The following is a 19,898-nucleotide window of genomic DNA, read 5'->3' as shown; positions in this document are numbered from 1 at the left end:
AATCAAAAAGGAAGAAAACGATGAAAACCCTCGTCAGAAAGACAGCAGTCACAGGCGCAATCCTCGGACTGGCCCTGATTGGTCCGGCGCTCGCCCAGGAGGCCGGCATGAAAATGGACAGCATGAAAGACATGGACATGTCCGGCATGAGCTGCTGCGGCGACATGGCGCCCGGCTTTGGCGTCATTAACGGCGTCGATCTGGATGCCCGAACCGTCAATATTTCACACGATCCGATCAAGAAGATCGGCTGGGGTGAAATGACAATGGACTTCGAGGTCGGCGGAATGGTTGCGCTCGACAAATTCGAGAATGGCGACAACGTCCATTTCATGCTCAAGCAGGACGACAGCGACAATTATGATATCGCCATGATGATGCCGATCGGCGGCGATCCGGATGCTTTCAAGCAATCCATGATGTCGATGATGAAAGGCGACGGCATGATGGACTGCAACATGGGCGGACACGGATCCATGTCCGGCATGTCAGGCAAGGATCATGACGACACCGATCACTAGCCGGTCCTCTGTTTCAAGCCAAAAAGATCGTAAATCAGGTTCCGGCCGCGTTCCGCGGCCGGAATGCCTGCGTCTCCCGATAAGTTCACCAGGAAATCCCAATGACTCAAAGAATTCTGATTGCTGCCTTCTTGTTAGGTTCCGTTTCCCTGACAGCCTGCAGTGACCCCGAAAGCCGAACGCCGCCAGCATCCGGCCCTGCGGACCAGACCAGGCCTGAACCGTTCGAACAGGCAGATGAAGCTATGCCCGGCGATACTGGACGGGCCACGGGCAGGATCACATCCCTTGATCGCGACGACGGCCGGGTCACCATCGACCATGGCCCTTTCGAAGGCATCGCCATGGGCGCGATGACCATGAGTTTCGCTTTAATGGGCGATCTTGAGCTGACTGACCTCTCTGAAGGCGATGACGTGATCTTCCAGGTCAAACGGGGCCGGGACGGTTCTCATCGCATCATGGAAATTTGCAGCATTCCCGCGAATGGCCGCGACTGCCCGGACCAAGAAACAGTCTATCCGCACAACCCTCCAGATCAGTAAGGCGGCATACTCCGGCACTGTCCCCGATCGAGCTAAAGGGAAGACGATAAAGACCCGTTTCGCCATAGCGTCAAACTGGCATGCGCGGACCAAAAAGAATAACCGCAGCCCCGATCAGACAGGTTACAACCCCTATCAGATCCCAGCGGTCGGGACGAACCCCCTCAATGGTCCATAGCCAGATGAGCGAGGAAGTTATGTAAACCCCACCATAGGCGGCATAGGCGCGCCCGGCTGCAGACGCTTCCACCAGTGTCAGCAGCCAAGCGAATACAACAAGGGATATCATCCCCGGAACCAGCCAGAAAGCGGACTTTCCAAGCCGCAGCCAGGCCCAGAATGCAAAACAACCGGCGATTTCGGCGGCTGCCGCGCCAGCATAGATCAACAACGTCGCGCGAATATCCATGGCTGGGACGTTACCTGATCTGGCTGGACTGGCGAGGCCCCGTTGCGGTTAAAATTGGTTTCAGCCTGCGCAGCATGAAAGCTTCGCCACGTCCTTGTCGAACGTCTGTGCCGCCAATTTTAACCCTTCAACAGTTGTCAGGTATGGAAAAATTGTCTCGCCAAGCGCCTTGCTCGTCATGCCGAACTTCAACGCCATAGCCAGCGTCTGAATCGCATCAGACCCTTCGGGCGCCGCGATCTGTCCGCCCAGGAGGCGGTCGGTCTTCGCATCCGCGACCAGCTTGATGACGCCGCGGGTATCGCGGGCGGCGGCGGCGCGTGCCACGTGGTCCAGCGTCAGCACGCTGGTCTTGACGTCATGACCGGCTGCCTTCGCCTGCACCTCGGAAAGGCCGACGCCGGCGACCTGCGGATCGGTGAACACGACCCAGGGCATGGCCGCATTGTCATAGCGCAAATCCAGAAGCCCGAGCGCATTGTTGGCCGCCACCTTGGCCCCATAAGCGGCCATGTAGACGAACTGGTCGCGATCGGTGACATCACCCGCTGCCCAGACGCCAGGCCGCGTTGTGGCCATGTCGGCTCCGACCTTGATCGATCCACGCGCATCGGTCTCGATGCCGAACTCGCGCAAGCCGAGGTCTTCGGAATTGGCCACCCGGCCTGTGGTGGCCACAAGCCGCTGCGCGGAGAGGGTCACAGGCTTTCCACTCCGTTCGATTGTCAGCGTGACGCCGCCGTCACTCCGTCTCACCGATCGGTAGGACAGGCCGGTCTCGACCGCGACACCCTCAGCCTTCAACGCGTCGGTCAACGCCTTGGCCACTTCCGGTTCCACGCCGGGCAGAAGGCGCGAACGCGTGACCAGTGTAACCTTGACGCCCAGCCGCGACGCCATCTGCGCCAGTTCACAGCCAATATAGCCGCCGCCCAGGACCAGGATGCTTTCGGGCTGATCGGGCAGGCTGAGAAGGTCCCAGGAATCGAGCGCCTCCACGGTCTCGATCCCGTCAATTTCCGGCAAGAAAGGGCGCGAGCCGGTGGCGATCAGAACCTTCGGTGCAGCGATGATCCGCCCGCCGACCTCAATCCCGCCTTCGATCAGGCGTGCGGCACCTTCCTCGATATAGGTGACATTCTCATAGGAAGGCAGCAGGTCGATGTATTTTTTCTGGCGCATCTCGTCGACCAGATCGGCCGTGCCCTTGACGACCGCCGACCAGTCCACGCTCTGCGCACAGGGCTCAATGCCCGGAAACCGTGCCGCCGCTGTACCAGCATGCACCGCTTCACCGGCCCGTATCATCGCCTTGGACGGCACGCAGCCGACATTGACGCAGGTGCCGCCGATGGTGCCATGCCCAACCATGGCCACGCGCCTGCCGGCCTCGGCCGCGCTAATCGAAGCCGAAAACCCGGCCGAGCCAGCACCTATGACGATGAGGTCATAGCTGTCGTCGCCGTTTTTATTGACGGAGCAGCAATCGCCTGTCTTTACGGTTTGATTCATTATTTCTTCCTTGGCTTGTGACCAGGCATGGCGACGCGGCCTCGATCAAGTATTCAAAATCACACCATCGACCCGATGTCGGAGGCGTGGCCGGGATCAGGTTGAGGCCGCTGTCGCCGCATTCGCCTGCGGCGAAGACCGCGGGATCGCTCGTACGCATCGATGTGTTCACCTGGATGCCCCGCCGAGTGCACTCGGCGCAGGCAGCTTCAAGGTTCAGCCTGTCCATTTGTGGTACCCGGCCGGGGCTGAGGCACATGCTCATTGATGCAAAACAAGAAGGTGTCGCAATGACGGTACCGGCCAGACCCGTTATCAGCAGTTTTCGGTCAGTCCATTTTGACATCAAAGTGAAAGCCTTGTGTGAAAATCTGACGATGTATGCGAACATCGACTGGCAGGTGCCTCATCAGGATATTCCAGATGCTGCGTGTTCAACCGTCCGTAACGCTAGCCGGGTATCCTACATCGGTTGAAGCCGCAGCGATCAGCTCAGGCGTTGTCGCCGCCGTATCGTAAACCACTTCTGCGGTCCTGGCCGCATAATCGATATCGACAGATTTAACGCCCTCGACACGCATCATCGCTTTCCTGACAGCAATCGGACATGTCGCGCAGGTCATGTTTCCGATCGTAAAACGGGCTGTCGCCTGTTCGACCTCCACCGAGGCATCCGGAGCATTCTGCGCGCCGGCGACTGCGAGCCCCCCCGCGAGTGCCAGACCTGCCAGTCCGGCGATCATCCATGTGCGTTTCATACTTGTCTCCCTGGCTAGTAAAATAACGGTGCCCATACATCGATGGTCAAGGCCGCCAGCACGACAAGCGCGCCGCTCCACAGGGCGACCTGCTTGACGACTGACGACTGCAAACGGGCGCAATAGCTACCATCCTCGCAGACACTGGTTTTTCGAAAATAGACATCCCAGAACCCAGCCGCGAGAAATCCGATCGCGACCAGAAGAAAAAGGGGCTTGTAGGGTTCCAGCGCCGTCAACTGGCCAATCCACGCTCCGGAAACACCGAGACTGATCAGCACAAGCGGCACGATGCAGCAGGATGATGCAAGGAATGCCCCCAGCATGCCACCGGCAACAAGCCACCTTGAGCGACGCTCATTTGCTGGGCTGTTTTCCGTACCTGCCATGACCAGCTGTTCCCATTGCTTTATTGATCATGATCACGTTACGCTCTGTAGTTGGTACAGACACAAGTGGGTATTTCATCATGGCCATCACATCGCCGCGAGCAGCACTCAAACGGGCTGAACTGGCCGGGCGGCTCGGCTGCAATCTTGAAACGATCCGCTATTATGAAAAGATCGAATTGCTGCCCGAACCAGCCCGCACGGCAAGTGGCCACCGGCTGTATTCGAATGAAGATCAGGTACGACTGCGTTTCATATTGCGAGCCCGCAGCCTCGGCTTCTCCGTGGAAGATGTACGCTCGCTACTTGGCATCAATGATGGCAGGCCGAGCTGCGCGGAGGTCAGGGCGCTGGCAGAAGCACATCGGGGCGATATCCGTAAACGCATCGCCGATCTGAAGCAGATGGATCGACGGCTCGGCGAGATCATGGCTGGTTGCACCGGCGCTGAAACACCCGATTGCGCACTCACCGACAAACTGTTCGAAGATAGCTGACAAAAGGGGCTCCTGCATCTGCCGGAGATGCAAATGATGGACATCCACGACACCATCACCGCTCCGCATCGCCTCAATGACGGTACCGATGTCAATGTCCGGCGGACTGCCTAGCCACAACATGTGGATCGGCCCGCCGATTTCGCGGAACGACAGGCAGAGAATGTTACCGCGATACCGATCGTCACGAACGGATCGAACAGTATTCAGTCATAGATGAGGATGAGCGCGTCGCCCGCAACCACGGCTACAGATGCGAGTGCGTCGGACAGATTGTGAAGGAGGAGCGCCCGGATATTCACGCTCCCATTCTGCACCGAATAGATCAGGAGGGCTGTAAGCTCTGCAATGACCAGCGCAACACCGCCAAGAATAACGATCGTCCAGCCACCAACGGCGGGCGGATCAGTGATCCGTATGACAGTCTTATTGACCAGATGGCAATGGAGACCCGACGATCATCGCTCGCGGGATCAAGATCGTCATGATCATGTGCGTGGCTCAGGATCGGCCTCCTCTTCCAGCACCTTGCGCTTGCACTCGAGATACGCGCGTCGCCGCGCGTGTACCGCGTTTTTTACGCGGCTCTTTGGTGGTATCAGGCCGCATTCCTCCTGCACCTTGGCCGCCTGCTCACTTGAAAGGGCCCCCATCACGTTGTCGAGACTCTCGCAGCCGGCCAGGGCTGCGAGAGAAACGGACATGACCGCGAAGCGAAGTTCACGATGGATGAACATGCTCGGCCTCCAACAAGGAATGGTGCGCGTCGGGCTTTGGTGCGAACCAGCGGTGAAGGGCGGGTAGCACCAGCAAAGTTAGCACGGTCGAGGAGACCAGCCCGCCCATGACCACCGTGGCCAGTGGCCGCTGCACTTCAGCACCGACACCACTTGCGAAGAGCAGCGGCGCAAGGCCGAGCGCCGTCGTAAGGGCGGTCATCAGCACAGGACGTGCCCGCAAGCCTGCCGCCTCGACGGCAAGTTCATCGCGACCACGGCCCTCCCTGGCAAAATCATCCATGAAACTGACCAGCACCATGCCATTGCCGAGCGCGATACCGAACAGGGCAATAAAGCCGACCGTCGCAGGCACCGAGATCGGCAGGCCTGCAATCCAGAGCGCCATCGCCCCGCCGGTCAGCGCCAGCGGAATGTTGAGCAGGATCAGGATGGCCGATTTCATGCGCCCGAACGTCAATAGCAGGATCAGGAATACGATACCGAGCGTGATCGGGATCACGACCGCGAACCGCGCATTCGCTTCCTGCTGGAGTTCGAACTGTCCGCCCCATTCGACGCGATAACCAGCCGGCAGGTCGAGCTGGCTGGCGACCGATTGCTGCGCATCAGCGACATAGCTGCCAATATCGCGTCCTCTCACATTGAGCTGAACGGTGATGAATCGCTCACCATTCTCGCGCGTGATCTGACGTGGACCGACAATCTCCCTGATGTTTGCCACGCTTTCGAGTGGAACCCGTGCGCCGCTGGACGATTCCAGAATAATCCGTCCGATGGCCGCGGGCGTGTTGCGGTCCTCTTCGGCATAGCGCACGATGACGGGAAACTGGCGCACTCCCTCAAAAACGGCACCAGCCTCTGCCCCGCCGACGCCGGAACGCAAGGCATCGAGCGCCTCCTCCACGCTCAGTCCATACCGGCCGAGCGCAGGACGGTTGAGCGAGACCACAAGCTGCGGCGCGCCGGTGATCTGATCGGCCTGGACGTCGGTCGCCCCAGGAATTTCCTGAAGAATGGACTGCAAGTCCTGCGAGCCTTCGAGCAGGACCTCCGTATCCGGACCGAAGATCTTGACCGCCAGCTGCGCCTTTGTGCCGGTCAGGAGCTCATCAACCGACATGGCGATTGGCTGGCCGACATTAACCCTGACGCCTGGAAAGCCGCCGAGATTCTCGGAGATCGACGCCCGGAGTTCATCCGGGCTGATGCCATTGCGCCATTCGCTTCGGGGTTTGAGCGCCACGAAGGCCTCGATACTGTTCACCGGGTCGGCATGCGCGCCGACTTCCCCACGGCCGATCCGGCTGACAATGGAACTGATCTCGGGGAAGGCTTCAAGCAGTCTTGTCTCGATGCGGGTCGACGTTTCCTTTGCTTCGGTTAGCGAGATGGACGGCGCCATCGTCACACGCAACAGGACATCGCCTTCCTCCAGCGCAGGCGTGAACTCCGAGCCAAGGCGTGTCGCTGAGAGGCCCCCAACCAGAAGCAGGACGCCTGCTAGCCCGACCGCCGCGAGACGTCGCCGGACGAAGAAGGCCGCAAGCGGCTTGATCAGCGAAACAAGCCGGCTGTCGCTCTCCTGGCTATTGCTCTTGGGCGGACGCATGAGGCCGAGCGCCATCGCCGGAGCGATGAGCGCGGCATAGATCAGCGACCCTGTCATGGCGAGCGCGGCAGAAGCGGCGAGCGGCCGAAACGTCTTGCCTTCAGTGCCCTGTAGCGAAAAGAGCGGCAGGAAGACAATGATCACCACGAGGACGGCAGCAATCAGCGGCGCGATCACTTCGGCGCTCGCTCGCGCGACCGTCGTGCGGCTATCTTCACCCTCGCGTCGTTCGCGCAAGCCGCGATCCACGTTCTCGGCGATGACGATGGCGCCGTCGACCATCATCCCGATGGCGATCGCCACCCCGCCCAGCGTCATCAGATTGGCCCCGATGCCGAGGAATTTCATCGCGATGAAGGCAAAGCCGACCGAGAAGGGTATGGCCATGACAACCACGAGGCTTGGACGCCAGCCGCCGAGGAACAGGAAGACGATGACGGCGACCAGGAGCGCGCCCTGCCAGAGCGCGGTCGTCACGGTCGCAGCCGCCTTTTTCACCAGCGTGCCCTGATCATAATACGGAACGGCTTTGACGCCATCCGGAAGCGACTGGTTGATCTCGTCGAAGCGCGCTTGCGCGTTCTCGATCACCTCAGACGTGTTTGTGCCATAAAGTTTCAGGACGAGACCGGCGACGGTCTCCCCTTCGCCATTGGCAGTTGCGAGCCCCTGCCGGACGCCGCCGCCGATGGCGACTTCACCGAGGTCGTTGACGCGGACGGTTCGTCCATCCACGGTCTTGACCGGCGTTTCACGCAGATCATCGAGAGATCGAGCGAGCCCGACCCCGCGCACCGTGTACTGTTCGGCGCCAATTTCGATGAATTGCGCGCCGGCCGTCCGATTGGCGCTCTCCAGGGCGGCAATCACCTCGCCGACGCTGAGGTCATAGGATGTCAGCTGATCGGGATCGAGGCGGACCTGGTACTGCTTCTCGAAACCCCCTAGTGACAGAACCTCCGTCACCCCTTCAACCGACTGGAGCGGATACTTGATCATCCAGTCGGCAATCTCGCGCAGCTCAACCAGCGACCGCTCGCCGGTCTCATCGACGAGCCGATAGTACATGATGATACCAAGGCCGGTCGAAATCGGCCCCATCTTGGGTGTGCCGAAACCGTCGGGAATGGCGTCGGCGGCCTCGCCGAGGCGCTCACCGACGACCTGGCGGGCAAAATAGACGTCCGTGCCGTCCTCGAAATAGATATTGATGACAGACAGGCCAAAATTGGATGTCGAGCGGATCTCGTCGACCTTGGGGAGGCCGGACATGGCCGTCTCGATCGGATAGGTGACATAGCGTTCGACCTCTTCGGGCGACAGGCCTTCAGTTTCGGTGAAGACTTGGACCAGAGAAGGTGAGGGATCGGGAAAAGCGTCGACAGGCAGGCTGCGAAAGGCAAACAGCCCCCCGATCGACAGGGCGAGTGCGGCAATGGCGGCAAGCAGCCGGCCACCCGCAAGGCGGTGCATCAAATTGATCATTTTGCGGGTCTCCTAGTGTGCGTGGCCGTCGCCGAAAGCGTCTTTTTCAAGCTGCGCTTTCAGGGTGAAGGCGCCCTCGGCAACGAATGCTTCGTCGGCCTCGAGCCCGGAAATGATCTCGGTATAGCTGCCTGCACTCTCTCCTGTCCGGACCTCGCGCGGTTCGAACCCGTCATCCGTCGGGACGAAGACCGACATCCTGTCTTCAACACTGACAATCGCATCGGAGGGAACGCGCACGACGGGGCGCCCCTCTCCCGTGTCGATCCGCGCCGTTACGAACTGACCGGGCTTCAGCCTGTGTTCGGCATTGTCGACAATGACCCGCGCGGTCGCGGTGCGGGATGCCTCATTGATGACAGGCAGGACATTTGAAATTGTCCCTTCGGCCAGGACGCGGCCATCTTCCTGCTGGAAGGTCACGGTCTGGCCTTCGCTGACCTTGCCGAGATCTTCCTTGTAGACGGCGATGTCGGCCCAGACGACGCTATCATCGATGATGACAAAGATGGGCGCGCCGCCAGCCGATACGGTTTCTCCAAGAGAAACGCTCCGCTGAATCACCTCTCCGGCAAGGGGAGCCGTCACATAGGCTTGTGCAAGCGACCCGTCCGCAGCCTCATTAAGCTTGTCCAGTGTGCCATGACCAATGCCGATCGCATGAAGCCTGTTTTCAGCAGCTTCCCGGCCGGCATTGGCTGCGGCGAATGCCGCACGCGCCGACTGCAGATCGGCCTCGGCGGTGATTTTCTGCTCCCAGAGGTTTTCCTCACGCTCAAGCTCGGCTTGCGCGAGGCGCTCGGCGCTCAGGGCATTCAGATAATCGGCCTTTAGGCCGGCGAGTTCACGACTGGTCAGCCGGGCAAGCGTGGCGCCGGCTTTCACGATATCGCCTTCGCCTGCATAAAGTTGGGCAACGGTGCCCTCGACCTGTGGCGAGACCCTTGCGACACGGTCCGCATCGAAACGGATCTCGGCCGGCAGTTCCAGCTGGCCCGAAACCGCTCCGGTCTGGGCTCGCCCGGTCCGGATACCGGCAGCTTCCGCCTCTTCGGCGGTCAGCTCGACATGATCGCCGCCATCGGCATCATCATGGCTTTCATGCTCCTCATCACTACCGTCTTCGTGGTCGTCATGGCCATCTTCGGCTTGTGGGGGCGTCCGGTTTGCACCAGACGAATCGGAGGCGTCATTGCCGCAAGCACTAAGATACAAAAGCGCTGGCGAAAGCAGCGCCGCATAGAATAAATTCAGTTTCATTGGATCTCTCCTTCGAACGGCGCGGCGCCAATCAGCGCACGCAACCGCAGCGTGTATGTCTGGAGCGCCAGCCGGGCATCGATTACGGCGGCGCGGGTTTCAATCAGACTGCGCCGCGCGTCGAGCGTGGCGGTCAGGTCGAACTTGCCAACCCGGTAGCCCTCTGCCGCAGCTGTATAGGCTTCTTCTGCGAGCGGCAGCGCTTCGCCCTCGAGACGCTGCAAGCGAGACTTCGCAGCCCGCACCTGCGCGGCGAGGCTCGCTTGCTCGGCCCGCAACCTTGCCTCAACAGTCTGTGCTGATAGCTCGGCACTCTGGGTACGTAATCCCGCCGCCCGCGTTGCGTCCTGATTGCGGTCAAAGACCGGCAAAGGAACACTGACACCCGCCAGAAACGCGCTATCGCCCGTGTCCTCAAATCTTCGGACACCAGCCGATACGGTTATATCAGGCCATGCGCCGGCGCGGGCCCGGTCCGTCGCCGCGCTACGAGCCGTCGCTCCGGCCTTAGCCGCCGCAAGTGACGGATGAACGCCAGAATCTGGTTGAGCCGACCCACCCGCCGGATCTGTTACGATTTCCGCAGTGCCAGACAAGACAAAGTCGATCTCTGGACTACCCCAAACGGACGCAAGCGCTAGCCCTTTGGCTTCGACCTGGCCCCGCGCACCATCCGCAACCGCCTGAAGCGCTGCTGCTTCAGCCCGCGCGCGCAGCAACTCAGGCGGAGCCGACGCTCCAGCGTCCACGCGACGCTGGACGACGCCAGAGAACTCGGATGCGAGATCGGCTGAGGCCTGAGCGACCTCGGCCATGTCGTAAGCGGCACGAAGTTCCAGATAGAGTTCCCCTGCGAGTTTCTGAGCTTCCAGGCTTCGTACAGAACATTCGGCACTCGCCAATGCGGCTTCAGCTCTGGCGGCCCGCTCGGAAAGTCTTCGTTTATCGCCAAGCTGTAAGGTCTGCGCCACTACCAGGGTCGTCTCGTAGGCATTGAAGCCTTCAAGCGATCCGCTGCCGGCAAAGTTCTCGGTTTCGACAGACAGAGATGGATTAAGCCAACGGCTCGCCTGATCGGCGTCGGCCGATGAAGCTTTCGCCTCGAGAGCCGCCGTCAGAACTTCAGGCGAAGCATTGGCGGCGCGAGCAATAGCCGCGTCGAGCGTCAGTGGTCGGGATTGATCATAGTCAGTCGCGCCGACATAGACAGAACTACACCCTTGCGCATAGGCCGTACCGGCCATGACCGGCAGGGCGAGCGCGGTGATCGCGCTGCATATAAGAATTTTCATTTTTGCTGGTTTCCTCGTCCAGATTCAACGACAGCGAGGCCGTAGCCACGCAAAATATTCCTGTGTCGTTGGTCTAGGCGCGAGGAGGACGGTAAAGACCGTCTGGGCGGAGGTTCTCGAGAAAAGAACCGCCAGGCAACAAATGTTTTGTCTGCACGACAGACTTCGGAGCGCCGCTTAGATCGCCGCCGCCTATCAGATGGAAATGACAGCTTCCGCACTGATGCGCGGTATGGTCATGACCTTCATGCGATGGCTCCTTATCAGGGGCATCTTGGGCCAGCTCACTCGTAGAACATTCCTCTGCGGCCTGATCGCCCGGATGCATGATATCCGCCGCAGCCGTCATCGGCGCAATAACAAAAGCTATCGCCATCACCATGACGAGCAACCTTCGTAAACACGTTATGACTTGGAACGGAAACATGATTGCTGGGCTAGCTACTTTCTTTTATGATCGGGTAAACAGGCTCACTCTCTTTTTAGCACCTCCAGTCACTGGAGGGTCAAGCGCCTTTTGACGGAAGCCCTGCAAGCACCTCGGCGCCATCATGCTGTTCGTGCAAGCAATTCTCGTGCTGGCCAAGGGCAGCGAGTACAGAGCAGGTCCCGATCTTGCCGCCTTCGCAGGCGCGGATCATGCGCTTGAGCTCGGCCTCGAGCGCCTCCAATTGGGTCAGCCTGCGGCGAACCTCGTCAAGCTGGCGACGTGCAATCTGGTCAACCAGGACGCACTCCCTGCCTGGCTCTACCTGCAGCGAAATCAGTTCCCTTACCGCTGAGACGGGAAACCCCAGATCCCTTGCATGACGTATAAAACGGAGACGCTCTACAGAGGCCCCTGCGTACAACCGCTGTCCGCTTGCGCTGCGTTGCGGCTCGTCGAGCAGGCCAATGGATTCATAATAGCGGATTGTCGTGACTTTTACGGCCGTCGCCCCTGACAGTTTTCCGATCGTCATCAAGGCCATGATAGCGCCCCTTGCCCCTCTAGTTACTGTAGACTGCAGGAAATAACCCTGACGGCTGAAAACACAAGCGCAGGAGGCAACATGAGTGGTGATACGACAATCCAGATACTCGGCATTGCCACAGGTGGCGCAGTTGCTGTGATTCCTATTTGGTCTGCAGCCTTCCCCGCGCAGAGAATTTGGCTCCCGCAGCGTTATTCGCGTTTCGTGGCACCAATCATCTGGAAGGGTACGATCACGAATTTCGGAGCGGCGCTGTCGATTGGGGCTTCAGGTAGGGCAACCGCTCCCGTACCCTGCTGGGCGATATTCGGCCTCGGGTTTGCCCCTCTCATCATCGCGAATATGGTGGTTTGGCGCGCAGATTTCCGGTTCGGTTTCGACGAGACACCAGGAGCCAAGGGCACACTTGCCACCACAGGGCCCTACCGCTACTCCAGCTATCCTCAATACGCTCGCAATACAAAGCTTTCTAACGGAGACGCTTCGATAAAATTCTTACGGTGCATCTCCCCTCACCGACAACGCATGGTAAAATCATAGGATGGGTAGCGAAGACTTGAAAATCGAGACGTCAGACGAGCGCCGAACTCTTCAAATCGTACTATGGCTAAACATACTCATAGCCATTGGCTTTTTTGTCACAGGCTGGTTCGGCGACTCCAATGCCCTCCTGGCGAACGGGCTGGATAATTCCTCGGACGCGATTGTGTATGGCTTGAGCCTGCTTGCACTTACACGTTCGCAGATCTGGAAACGCAACGCCGCTCGACTGTCAGGTGGAATGCTTCTTGTATTTGCCGTCGGCGTCGCCGGCGACGCAATCCGTCGATACTTTGAAGGATCTGAACCCCTCGGTCTCATCATGCTGGCAATGGCCGCGATTGCAGGTGTTGTAAATCTGATCTGTCTCTGGCTTTTGAAAAAAATAGAAAAGAAGGATGTAAACCTGCGAGCCGCTACAACATTTAGTTTCAATGACTTCATCTCGAATGGGGGGATCATTCTCGCGGGCGTAATCGTACTGTGGACTGGGTCCAACTGGCCAGATCTGCTTGTCGGATTGGGAGTCGCGGCGATTGCGGTATATGGTGGAATCGATATTCTGCGCGATGCGCATGCTGATAAGCATCAGTCAGGATGATGCCCCAAACCCGGAATGAAACAAGTGCGTAAAATTCTCAAAATGGTGCGCGCGCAGCGTCACTGGGCCTCGCATGATGGGTTCCCAAGCGTTACCGTAACAAATATTTACTCGATCAACTTTCTATTCCGGCATTGAATTTGCTTTCCCTGTTGAGTTGAATCTCTCTTGGGAAACGAGGACAAATGTCCCGGCTGGCAGATCATATAAGTGCTTATGACTACACATGGTTGTTGTCAGACAGCAGATGGGCCTGGGAGTTCCTGCGCCGAAACCGCCGGTTTCTTGAGGACTCGTCGCTTCCTTCCGCGAGTGAGCTTAGTTTCGCTCCCGCCTGCCATCAGATCACCCTCGTGCGCCCTAGAGCCCCTCAGGCGCTTGCTGAGCGATGGGGGCTCGCCTTCTTCCCGGATCCAGAGGATAGCGGCCTTGAAGCCGACGCGTTCTGGTCGGGAGGTCTCTATCCGAGGCGGGTTCACATGCAAGTTTCTCCGAGTGGTCCTAATGAATCCTGTGAATTCTATGATCGCACTGTTGGCATCTGCAGGATAACGCACTTCACCGACCTCGCCGGCCGCGAACAATTTCTTCTCAAGGGAAATGGCTGCGTCATTCAGGTGTTCTGCACGGGCATGTCACTTCTCGCCCGCGAACCTGTCAAGCTTAGCTTCATCATCGACAGTCTCGACGAATTCCAGGCCAAGCTGAAAACGCTCCAGCGCGCCCAGCGTGTCTATGACCCGCAAGCAGAGGCGGATATCCCGGAATGGACTCGCCATTCCTTGGCCCTTCGCAATGCACTGGTCGCACTCGATTGTCATGATGCCCAACTCTCATATTTTGAGACGGCGCGGTTTATATATGGCGAAGAACGGGCCCGCGAAGCTTGGCACAGCCCAAGCCGAGCGATGAAAGACGAGATGAGACGTGCCCTTGCCCGCGGCCGTGACCTGCGGGACGGCGGTTATGCAACGCTTCTCGGACCCGTCGAAAACGCGCTTCTTTTAGCCTGAAGTAGAATTTTGGCACCTCTTTTGCAGCACCCGCTTGTGAAGGAGGCACCTGATGAGTCCCGCCGACACACCCTCGGTCCGTATTGATCTGGATGACTACGCCTATACTTGCCGACTCTCCAGAAGTCGCTGGGCTTGGGAATTTCTTCGGCGAAATAGCGAATTCAGGCAAGCCGCCCTGCGGGCTGGCGACTCACAGATATCTGAAAAGCCAGCCTGTCACGGCATCCGGCTGCTCCGGCCGCTATGCGACCAGATCGACGCTGAGAAATTCGGCTTGGTTTTTTTTCCCGACATAGACGCGAATGGCTACGAGGCCGACGTCTTCTGGATCCCTGCCCTCTATGCTCGCGCCCTGACCATGCAGGTCGTACCGCGTCATCCGAGCGAGCGCGACGATATTTTCGATCAGACGATCAATGTGTGTGAAGTCACCCACCTCACAGATCGCGTCGGCCGGGAATACCTGATGATCCGTGGGCACGGCCACAGCATCCAAGTCGCTTGTTCTGGTCTGTCACTACTCAGCGTCGAACCCGTCCGCATGAAACTGATCATCGATAATGTGTCGAGCATGGACGAAACACTTAAAGTCATCGGCAAGGCTCAGCGTATTCTTGGCAAGGACGATCCGAGTTTCAACGACACCTGGACACGCTCATCGCTTGCGTTTCGCAATGCGCTCATTGCGCTCGATGCGCATGAGACCGGTCTAACTTATTTTGAAACCGCTGCCATCATCTATGGCGAGGATCGCGCCACCGAAGCCTGGCAGAGCCCCAGCCGGGCCATGAAAGACGAAATGCGCCGCGCCCTCGTGCGAGGACGTGAACTCCGGGATGGCGGATACAGGGACCTCCTGACTGCACAGACCTGAGCAGATCCAATTTGGCATCAGACCTTGATCCGGCGATCACCCCTCGCTGACGCGAGGGGGCTGTTTCGCGGGCGGCACGCCGCCAGCGGCCCGGCTCGTCTCCGGACCTCTGGTCTGCCCTTCCGGGCAGCCCAGCGGCATGCGGGTGTCTCGCCGGTGATCGCGCCAGCCTGCGCTTCCCACTGACAAGCAGAGGGGTCGGAGGCTGGTCGGCCTGCATGAGCATTATGAGGCCGCTGGCTCAGGGGGCGTTCGGGTCGTTCAGCCATTTCCCGAATACGGTCACATCCTGGGCTTCATAACCGAGCGCCCCGTAGAAGGCTTCGGCATCGGCATTGCCGATGCGGACCATCAACTGGACTTTTCCGACATTCCGGCTTGCGAGCCACAGCTCGGCTTCGGCCATCATTTCGCGGCCATGACCATGACCCTGTCGCTCCGGTTCGACGGCGAGATAGTAGATCCATCCCCGGTGCCCGTCATGCCCGACCATAACTGACGCGATCAGATCATCCTCCCTGTAACCCACCATCAGCGTCGCTTCGCGGCTACGCACACACAGATCGATATCGGCCGACGGATCGTTCCACGGCCGCGTCAGGGCGCAGCGTTCCCATAGCGCAATCACAGCGTCGCGGTCCTGCTCGCGATAGGTGCGGATGTGTAGGCTCATATAGTCTGTCTTGCGGGATTCGGCTCGGTTGGCGCGTCCCGCGGCCTGCAACCGTCCGCCCGGCGTCCAGGACAGTCCCCCAATCAGACGAAGGTGGGCGGACGACCGGTCTGCCCGGACCCGCCGCTTGCGCAAGGCGACGGGGATGAAGGCGTCTGGAAGTGGTCTCAGCGTCCTACCTTTCCGCCTTGCGCAACCGGCTAATGGGTCCGGCCTGCCGGCCTTCTCGCCGCCCACCCCCGCCTGATGCGGGAGGGACATTTGGGCGGGGAGACGAGACTGACGCCATGACCACACCGCAACCTTCAGCCCCCCTTGCGGCAGACGCTGCACCCACATCTCCAGACCGGCCCCGTATCTATGTGGCCTGCCTTGCCGCCTACAATAATGGCTGCCTGCACGGGCGCTGGATCGACGCGACGACACCTGATGAGGTGATGGCCGAGGTTCGCGCCATGTTGGTGACGTCGCCGCTGCCGGACGCCGAAGAGTGGGCGATCCATGACTATGAAGGCTTCGAAGGCGCGCAGCTTTCCGAATATGCGAGCTTCGGGACAGTCTGTAATCTGGCCGATTTTATTGCCGAACATGGCAGGCTCGGCGCGCTGGTCCATCGCCATTTTGGCGACGACCTTGAGCAGGCCGTGGCGGCTTTCGACGATTACGCAGGCTGCTTTTCGAGCCGGGCAGACTTCGCCGAAGAACTCCACCGCGACACCGGGACGGAAATCCCCGCAGCCCTCGAATACTATATCGACTGGTCAGCGCTCGCCCGCGACATGGAGCTGAATGGCGACATCATGGTGTTCGAGACAGGGTTCGAAGACGTTCACGTTTTCTGGACGCGTTGAACGCCATGACCTTCACCCAGCACTTCAACACCTACGCCTGCGAAGGCGATACGATCAGCTGCGAAGCCGAGGGCTTCACGGTCACGGCCCGGATTGTTGCCGACGATTGCCCCGACGCGCCGGACCAGCGGCAGGACGGATTCTGGCCCTCGCTCTACAAGGACGCGCCCGGTTTTATTGGGCCGGGAAACGGATTCCGCCAGCGCTTCGCCGAGGCGCAGGCCAAGGCCGAAGCCGTGATGGAAGCATGGCGCAAGGGCGAGTGGTTCTATTGCGGGATCGTGCTTTCGGTCGAGCGCGACGGAATCGAACTGGATCACCACGCCGCCAGCCTCTGGGGCGTCGAGTGTAATTATCCCGGCACGGACAATTGCTACCTCACCACTGTTGCGAACGAGCTGTTATCCGAGGCGCTGGACGCAGGCCGCGCCGCTGCGGCCCGGCTTGCTGCGACCGTGACGGGCTGGGCTTCGACATGAGCGTTGCCCGCACCGTCACTGAATTGCTTGGCCCAAGGCCGCGCATGACGCTCGTCATTGCCGAGGCCCAGGTCGCCGAAATCTGGGTCGAGGGCCGCGCGCCCCTGATCACGATCCGCGACTATGACTGGGGCGAGACCGACCCAGAAGCCTGCCGCGACAGCGAGGGCTTTCCCTTCACCAAGATCAACTGGAGAGGCCCTGCATGGGCGCTGGGTCTCTCGCTTCACCCGCCAGAAAAGGAGACCCCCATGGCACAGCCCGACCTTAGACACATCCCGCTCGACGAGCTTCGGATTTCAAAACTCAATATGCGTCATGGACGAAAGAAACCGGACGTGTCCGACATCCTGCCATCAATCCGCGAGAGCGGTTTGCGGCAGACTTTGCTGGTCCGCCGCGAGGGCAAGTATTATGGCGTCATCGCCGGACGCCGCCGCTTCTTCGCGTTGAAAGAAATCGCCAAGGAGACAGGCGAGACGCCGCTGGTCCCCTGCGCGATCATGACCGAGAAGGATGCGGCGTCCGCGATTGCCGCCTCCGTCATCGAGAATGTCGGACGCCTGCCAGCGACAGAAATGGAGCAATATGAAGCGTTCAAACGGCTGCATGAGGAAGGCAAGGCAGTGGAGGATATCGCCGCCTTCTTCGGCGTGACCGAGCTTATGGTGCGGCGTGTGCTCGCGCTTGCTTCGCTCGCCGAGCCGATCCGCAAGCTCTACGCCGAGGACGAGCTGGACCGTGAAACGATCCGCGCGCTGACGCTCGCCACGCCCGACCAGCAGGCCGAATGGCTTCGCCTCTTCGAGAGCGAAACCGAACGCGCCCCGATGGGCCGGTCGTGCAAGGCATGGATAACGGGCGGGACCACGATCACCACCGACAAGGCCTTGTTCGATCTTGATGCCTATGAAGGACAGGTCACTGCCGACCTCTTTGGCGAGCATGGCGTCTTTGCGGATGCGGATCAGTTCTGGCAGGCACAATCCGCCACGATTGCCGAGCGGGTCGAGGCCTACAAGGAAGACGGCTGGAGCGATGTCATCTGCCTTGAGCGCGGGGCGTATTTCCACCGCTGGGAATATGTCCAGTGCGCCAAGGAAGATGGCGGGAAGGTCTTCATCGAAATCCGCCATGACGGGACGGTCCAGCTCCACGAGGGACAGCTGACCTCCGCCGAGGCCCGTAAGCGGCAACAGGGTTCGAAAGGTGACAGCGACGCCGTTCCGGCAGCCGTTCGGCCAGAAATGTCCGGCCCGCTTGCGGAATACATCCTGCTTCATCGCCACGCTGCTGCTCAGGCGAGTTTGGCCACATCACCCGCGATTGCTCTCCGCTTGATGGTCGCGCATGCGATGGCGGGGAGCGCGCTCTGGGACGTGCGTCCTCACGAGCTTCGCGTCCGGAAAGATGAGACGCAAGCGAGCGTCGAAGGCTCGGCATCTGTGGCTGCACTCGCCGAAAAGAAGGTTCAGACTGACGCCCTGTTCAAGGCGCTGAACGTCAATCCGGCCCTTCGCCGGAACGGCGACGACTACCGCGTGTGCGAGCTTTTCACTGCGCTGCTCGCCATGTCGGATGAAGAAGTCCTGACGGTTCTGGCAAGTGTCATGGCCCGGGCGCTCGAGGCCGGGAATGGCATTGTCGAAGCCGTCCTGCATGTCTGCGGCACCGACCTTTCGGCGGCGTGGAAGCCCGACGATGTGTTCTTCGATCTCACGAAGGACAAGCGCGCCATCAATGCGATGATCGGAGATATTGCGACCCTGTCGCTCGCGGAATCGTGCCGCGCCGAGACGGGCAAGGCGCAGAAACAGGAGCTTGCGAACCGGATCAGCGGGGAGGGTTGCGAGGCCAATCCTGACTGGCGACCGGGCTGGATGCAGGTGCCACCGACCCGCCTTGTCGACGGGGCCGGATCACCGCCCGCCGATGCGTGGACACGGATTGCGAGCCTGTTCGAAGCGGGGGCGGAAAACGCGTCCGATGAGACGCCTGAGCATCAGGACGCTGCCTGAATAATCGTCTCCTGTTCAGCCAGCTTGAGGAGCCGCCCGGTGCCTGTCACCGGGCGGCTTTCCGCTTTCTGAGGCTGGGGATTGTGGCTCCGATACCTGGGCGACCCATGAAAATGCCTTCAAAAAAAATCGCGCGTCTTGAGGTCTCGATGGACAATCGAGACGCGTGTGATGAGGGGTCTGATTTCTTCCCGAAAAGCGTGTCACTGACCCCTTGTTTCCGTCTTTGCCTTGAAGACCTGGACGCGGACTGAGCGGCCATGAAACCGCCTGCGGCGAAGAAATTTCCCCGCCGCTTTGCGGCTCCTCGCGCAGCAAATTTCATCGCCCCAGGCGGTGCTCCGCATGCGCTTCGCCCCTATCGGGTTCTAGCCGCTCAGCCCCCGTCCGGGCGGTCCGGCGTCGACGGGGACAAGGGGTCCCCGGGAGACACGCCAAGGAAAGAAAAGGAGACCCCTATGGCAAACGCACTCGGATATGTCAGCGAGACCAAGTCCGGCTTTGAAGGCACCCTCGCAATGATGAACCTCTCTGCCGCAATCCGCATCGAGAAGAATGCAGAAAAGACCGAAGAAGGACATCCGGACTACCGCATCTATGCCGGTGAAACCTCGACCGAAATCGGCGGCGGCTGGATGCGCAAGTCGAAGGCATCGGGACGCGACTATGTCTCGCTGACGCTGGCAGACCCGCAGATCGGACCGCGCCGGATTTTCGCAAACCTCGCCCCGGTCAAGGGCAAGAAAGGCCGGCACGTCATTCTCTGGAACGCGCGCGACTAGGGTAGATCACAGCCTTGCCAAGCCGCTCCGGAGACACCTCCGGAGCGGTCTTCTTTCATGCCGAAAGGGTCTG

Annotated in this window: 23 protein-coding genes and 1 pseudogene; 11 read left to right on the top strand and 13 right to left on the bottom strand. The window is 60.0% G+C overall.

Annotated features, from left to right (window positions below; genetic code table 11):
* Positions 1–20: 20 nt before the first annotated feature.
* Together V7660_RS09960 and V7660_RS09955 are read left to right on the top strand one after the other, a co-directional pair.
* A complete protein-coding gene (locus tag V7660_RS09960; protein WP_084419942.1) occupies positions 21–521 on the top strand; it encodes a copper-binding protein in 501 nt (166 codons plus the stop codon).
* A 101-nt stretch (positions 522–622) separates the two neighbouring features.
* The gene (locus V7660_RS09955) at positions 623–1,066 is read left to right on the top strand and encodes a copper-binding protein (RefSeq protein ID WP_335602904.1); all 444 of its coding nucleotides are present in this window, start codon (positions 623–625) and stop codon (positions 1,064–1,066) included.
* Between the two features lie 70 nt (positions 1,067–1,136).
* On the opposite strand, the gene V7660_RS09950 is transcribed toward V7660_RS09955, so the two are convergent.
* The 5 genes from V7660_RS09950 to V7660_RS09930 form a co-directional block, all read right to left on the bottom strand.
* Positions 1,137–1,475 (bottom strand): YnfA family protein, encoded by a 339-nt coding sequence (locus tag V7660_RS09950; RefSeq protein ID WP_084419943.1) that lies wholly within the window; start codon positions 1,473–1,475, stop codon positions 1,137–1,139.
* A gap of 60 nt (positions 1,476–1,535) precedes the next feature.
* On the bottom strand, positions 1,536–2,987 hold the full coding sequence (gene merA / locus V7660_RS09945) for a mercury(II) reductase (protein WP_291072980.1): 1,452 nt from the start codon (positions 2,985–2,987) through the stop codon (positions 1,536–1,538).
* Complete coding sequence (locus tag V7660_RS09940) at positions 2,944–3,246, bottom strand: FAD-dependent oxidoreductase (protein ID WP_335603312.1); 303 nt, start codon at positions 3,244–3,246, stop codon at positions 2,944–2,946. Before V7660_RS09940 ends, merA begins: the two co-directional genes overlap by 44 nt.
* A 175-nt stretch (positions 3,247–3,421) precedes the next feature.
* Positions 3,422–3,745, bottom strand: a complete 324-nt coding sequence (locus V7660_RS09935) for a heavy-metal-associated domain-containing protein (protein WP_034798642.1) — start codon at positions 3,743–3,745, stop codon at positions 3,422–3,424.
* Between the two features lie 14 nt (positions 3,746–3,759).
* Positions 3,760–4,134 (bottom strand): mercuric transporter MerT family protein, encoded by a 375-nt coding sequence (locus V7660_RS09930; protein WP_034813607.1) that lies wholly within the window; start codon positions 4,132–4,134, stop codon positions 3,760–3,762.
* An 80-nt stretch (positions 4,135–4,214) separates the two neighbouring features.
* On the opposite strand from V7660_RS09930, the gene V7660_RS09925 reads away from it, so the two are divergent.
* Positions 4,215–4,631 carry a MerR family transcriptional regulator gene (locus tag V7660_RS09925; RefSeq protein WP_034798637.1) on the top strand — a complete coding sequence of 139 codons (417 nt, stop codon included), beginning with the start codon at positions 4,215–4,217 and terminating at the stop codon, positions 4,629–4,631.
* Between the two features lie 9 nt (positions 4,632–4,640).
* On the opposite strand, the pseudogene V7660_RS17275 reads toward V7660_RS09925, so the two are convergent.
* From V7660_RS17275 to V7660_RS09895, 7 genes and pseudogenes are all read right to left on the bottom strand, one after another.
* Positions 4,641–5,047 (bottom strand): annotated as a pseudogene (locus tag V7660_RS17275) (cation transporter); the annotation flags it as partial.
* A 72-nt stretch (positions 5,048–5,119) separates the two neighbouring features.
* Entirely contained in the window at positions 5,120–5,368 is a 249-nt protein-coding gene (locus V7660_RS09915) for a hypothetical protein (RefSeq protein ID WP_034813609.1), read from the bottom strand.
* Positions 5,352–8,465: an efflux RND transporter permease subunit gene (locus V7660_RS09910; RefSeq protein WP_119405127.1), complete on the bottom strand. Its 3,114-nt coding sequence runs from the start codon at positions 8,463–8,465 to the stop codon at positions 5,352–5,354. The genes V7660_RS09915 and V7660_RS09910 overlap by 17 nt, the downstream gene beginning before the upstream one ends.
* A 12-nt stretch (positions 8,466–8,477) precedes the next feature.
* Positions 8,478–9,725 (bottom strand): efflux RND transporter periplasmic adaptor subunit, encoded by a 1,248-nt coding sequence (locus tag V7660_RS09905; protein ID WP_084399038.1) that lies wholly within the window; start codon positions 9,723–9,725, stop codon positions 8,478–8,480.
* Positions 9,722–11,017 carry a TolC family protein gene (locus tag V7660_RS09900; RefSeq protein ID WP_034798621.1) on the bottom strand — a complete coding sequence of 432 codons (1,296 nt, stop codon included), beginning with the start codon at positions 11,015–11,017 and terminating at the stop codon, positions 9,722–9,724. Before V7660_RS09900 ends, V7660_RS09905 begins: the two co-directional genes overlap by 4 nt.
* A gap of 73 nt (positions 11,018–11,090) precedes the next feature.
* Entirely contained in the window at positions 11,091–11,399 is a 309-nt protein-coding gene (locus V7660_RS17270; protein ID WP_034813617.1) for a DUF2946 family protein, read from the bottom strand.
* Between the two features lie 124 nt (positions 11,400–11,523).
* Positions 11,524–11,988: a MerR family transcriptional regulator gene (locus V7660_RS09895; protein ID WP_119405131.1), complete on the bottom strand. Its 465-nt coding sequence runs from the start codon at positions 11,986–11,988 to the stop codon at positions 11,524–11,526.
* Between the two features lie 81 nt (positions 11,989–12,069).
* Here V7660_RS09895 and V7660_RS09890 point away from each other — a divergent pair, with 81 nt between their 5' ends.
* The 4 genes from V7660_RS09890 to V7660_RS09875 all read left to right on the top strand — a co-directional run bounded on the left by V7660_RS09890 (position 12,070) and on the right by V7660_RS09875 (position 15,022).
* Positions 12,070–12,531, top strand: coding sequence for a hypothetical protein (locus tag V7660_RS09890; protein WP_119405132.1), 462 nt, complete (start codon positions 12,070–12,072; stop codon positions 12,529–12,531).
* A gap of 1 nt (position 12,532) precedes the next feature.
* Positions 12,533–13,132, top strand: coding sequence for a cation transporter (locus V7660_RS09885; RefSeq protein ID WP_013301506.1), 600 nt, complete (start codon positions 12,533–12,535; stop codon positions 13,130–13,132).
* Positions 13,133–13,317: 185 nt separating this feature from the next.
* Positions 13,318–14,145, top strand: coding sequence for a DNA -binding domain-containing protein (locus V7660_RS09880; protein ID WP_084399035.1), 828 nt, complete (start codon positions 13,318–13,320; stop codon positions 14,143–14,145).
* Between the two features lie 52 nt (positions 14,146–14,197).
* Positions 14,198–15,022, top strand: coding sequence for a DNA -binding domain-containing protein (locus tag V7660_RS09875; protein ID WP_084391401.1), 825 nt, complete (start codon positions 14,198–14,200; stop codon positions 15,020–15,022).
* 241 nt (positions 15,023–15,263) lie between these two features.
* On the opposite strand, the gene V7660_RS09870 is transcribed toward V7660_RS09875, so the two are convergent.
* Positions 15,264–15,695, bottom strand: a complete 432-nt coding sequence (locus V7660_RS09870; protein WP_084391416.1) for a GNAT family acetyltransferase — start codon at positions 15,693–15,695, stop codon at positions 15,264–15,266.
* Between the two features lie 287 nt (positions 15,696–15,982).
* Here V7660_RS09870 and V7660_RS09865 point away from each other — a divergent pair, with 287 nt between their 5' ends.
* The 4 genes from V7660_RS09865 to V7660_RS09850 all read left to right on the top strand — a co-directional run bounded on the left by V7660_RS09865 (position 15,983) and on the right by V7660_RS09850 (position 19,825).
* The gene (locus V7660_RS09865; protein WP_084391400.1) at positions 15,983–16,546 is read left to right on the top strand and encodes an antirestriction protein ArdA; all 564 of its coding nucleotides are present in this window, start codon (positions 15,983–15,985) and stop codon (positions 16,544–16,546) included.
* Between the two features lie 5 nt (positions 16,547–16,551).
* Positions 16,552–17,025: a hypothetical protein gene (locus tag V7660_RS09860; RefSeq protein ID WP_084391399.1), complete on the top strand. Its 474-nt coding sequence runs from the start codon at positions 16,552–16,554 to the stop codon at positions 17,023–17,025.
* Positions 17,022–19,043: a ParB/RepB/Spo0J family partition protein gene (locus V7660_RS09855; RefSeq protein ID WP_084391398.1), complete on the top strand. Its 2,022-nt coding sequence runs from the start codon at positions 17,022–17,024 to the stop codon at positions 19,041–19,043. Before V7660_RS09860 ends, V7660_RS09855 begins: the two co-directional genes overlap by 4 nt.
* Positions 19,044–19,501: 458 nt before the next feature.
* Positions 19,502–19,825: a DUF736 domain-containing protein gene (locus V7660_RS09850; RefSeq protein ID WP_013301513.1), complete on the top strand. Its 324-nt coding sequence runs from the start codon at positions 19,502–19,504 to the stop codon at positions 19,823–19,825.
* Positions 19,826–19,898: the final 73 nt, after the last annotated feature.

Origin of the sequence: Hyphomonas sp. (assembly GCF_036964145.1) — a bacterium.
Classification (GTDB): Bacteria; Pseudomonadota; Alphaproteobacteria; order Caulobacterales; family Hyphomonadaceae; genus Hyphomonas.
Note: the sequence above shows the minus strand (reverse complement) of the source record. Positions and strands in the feature narration are given on the sequence as shown.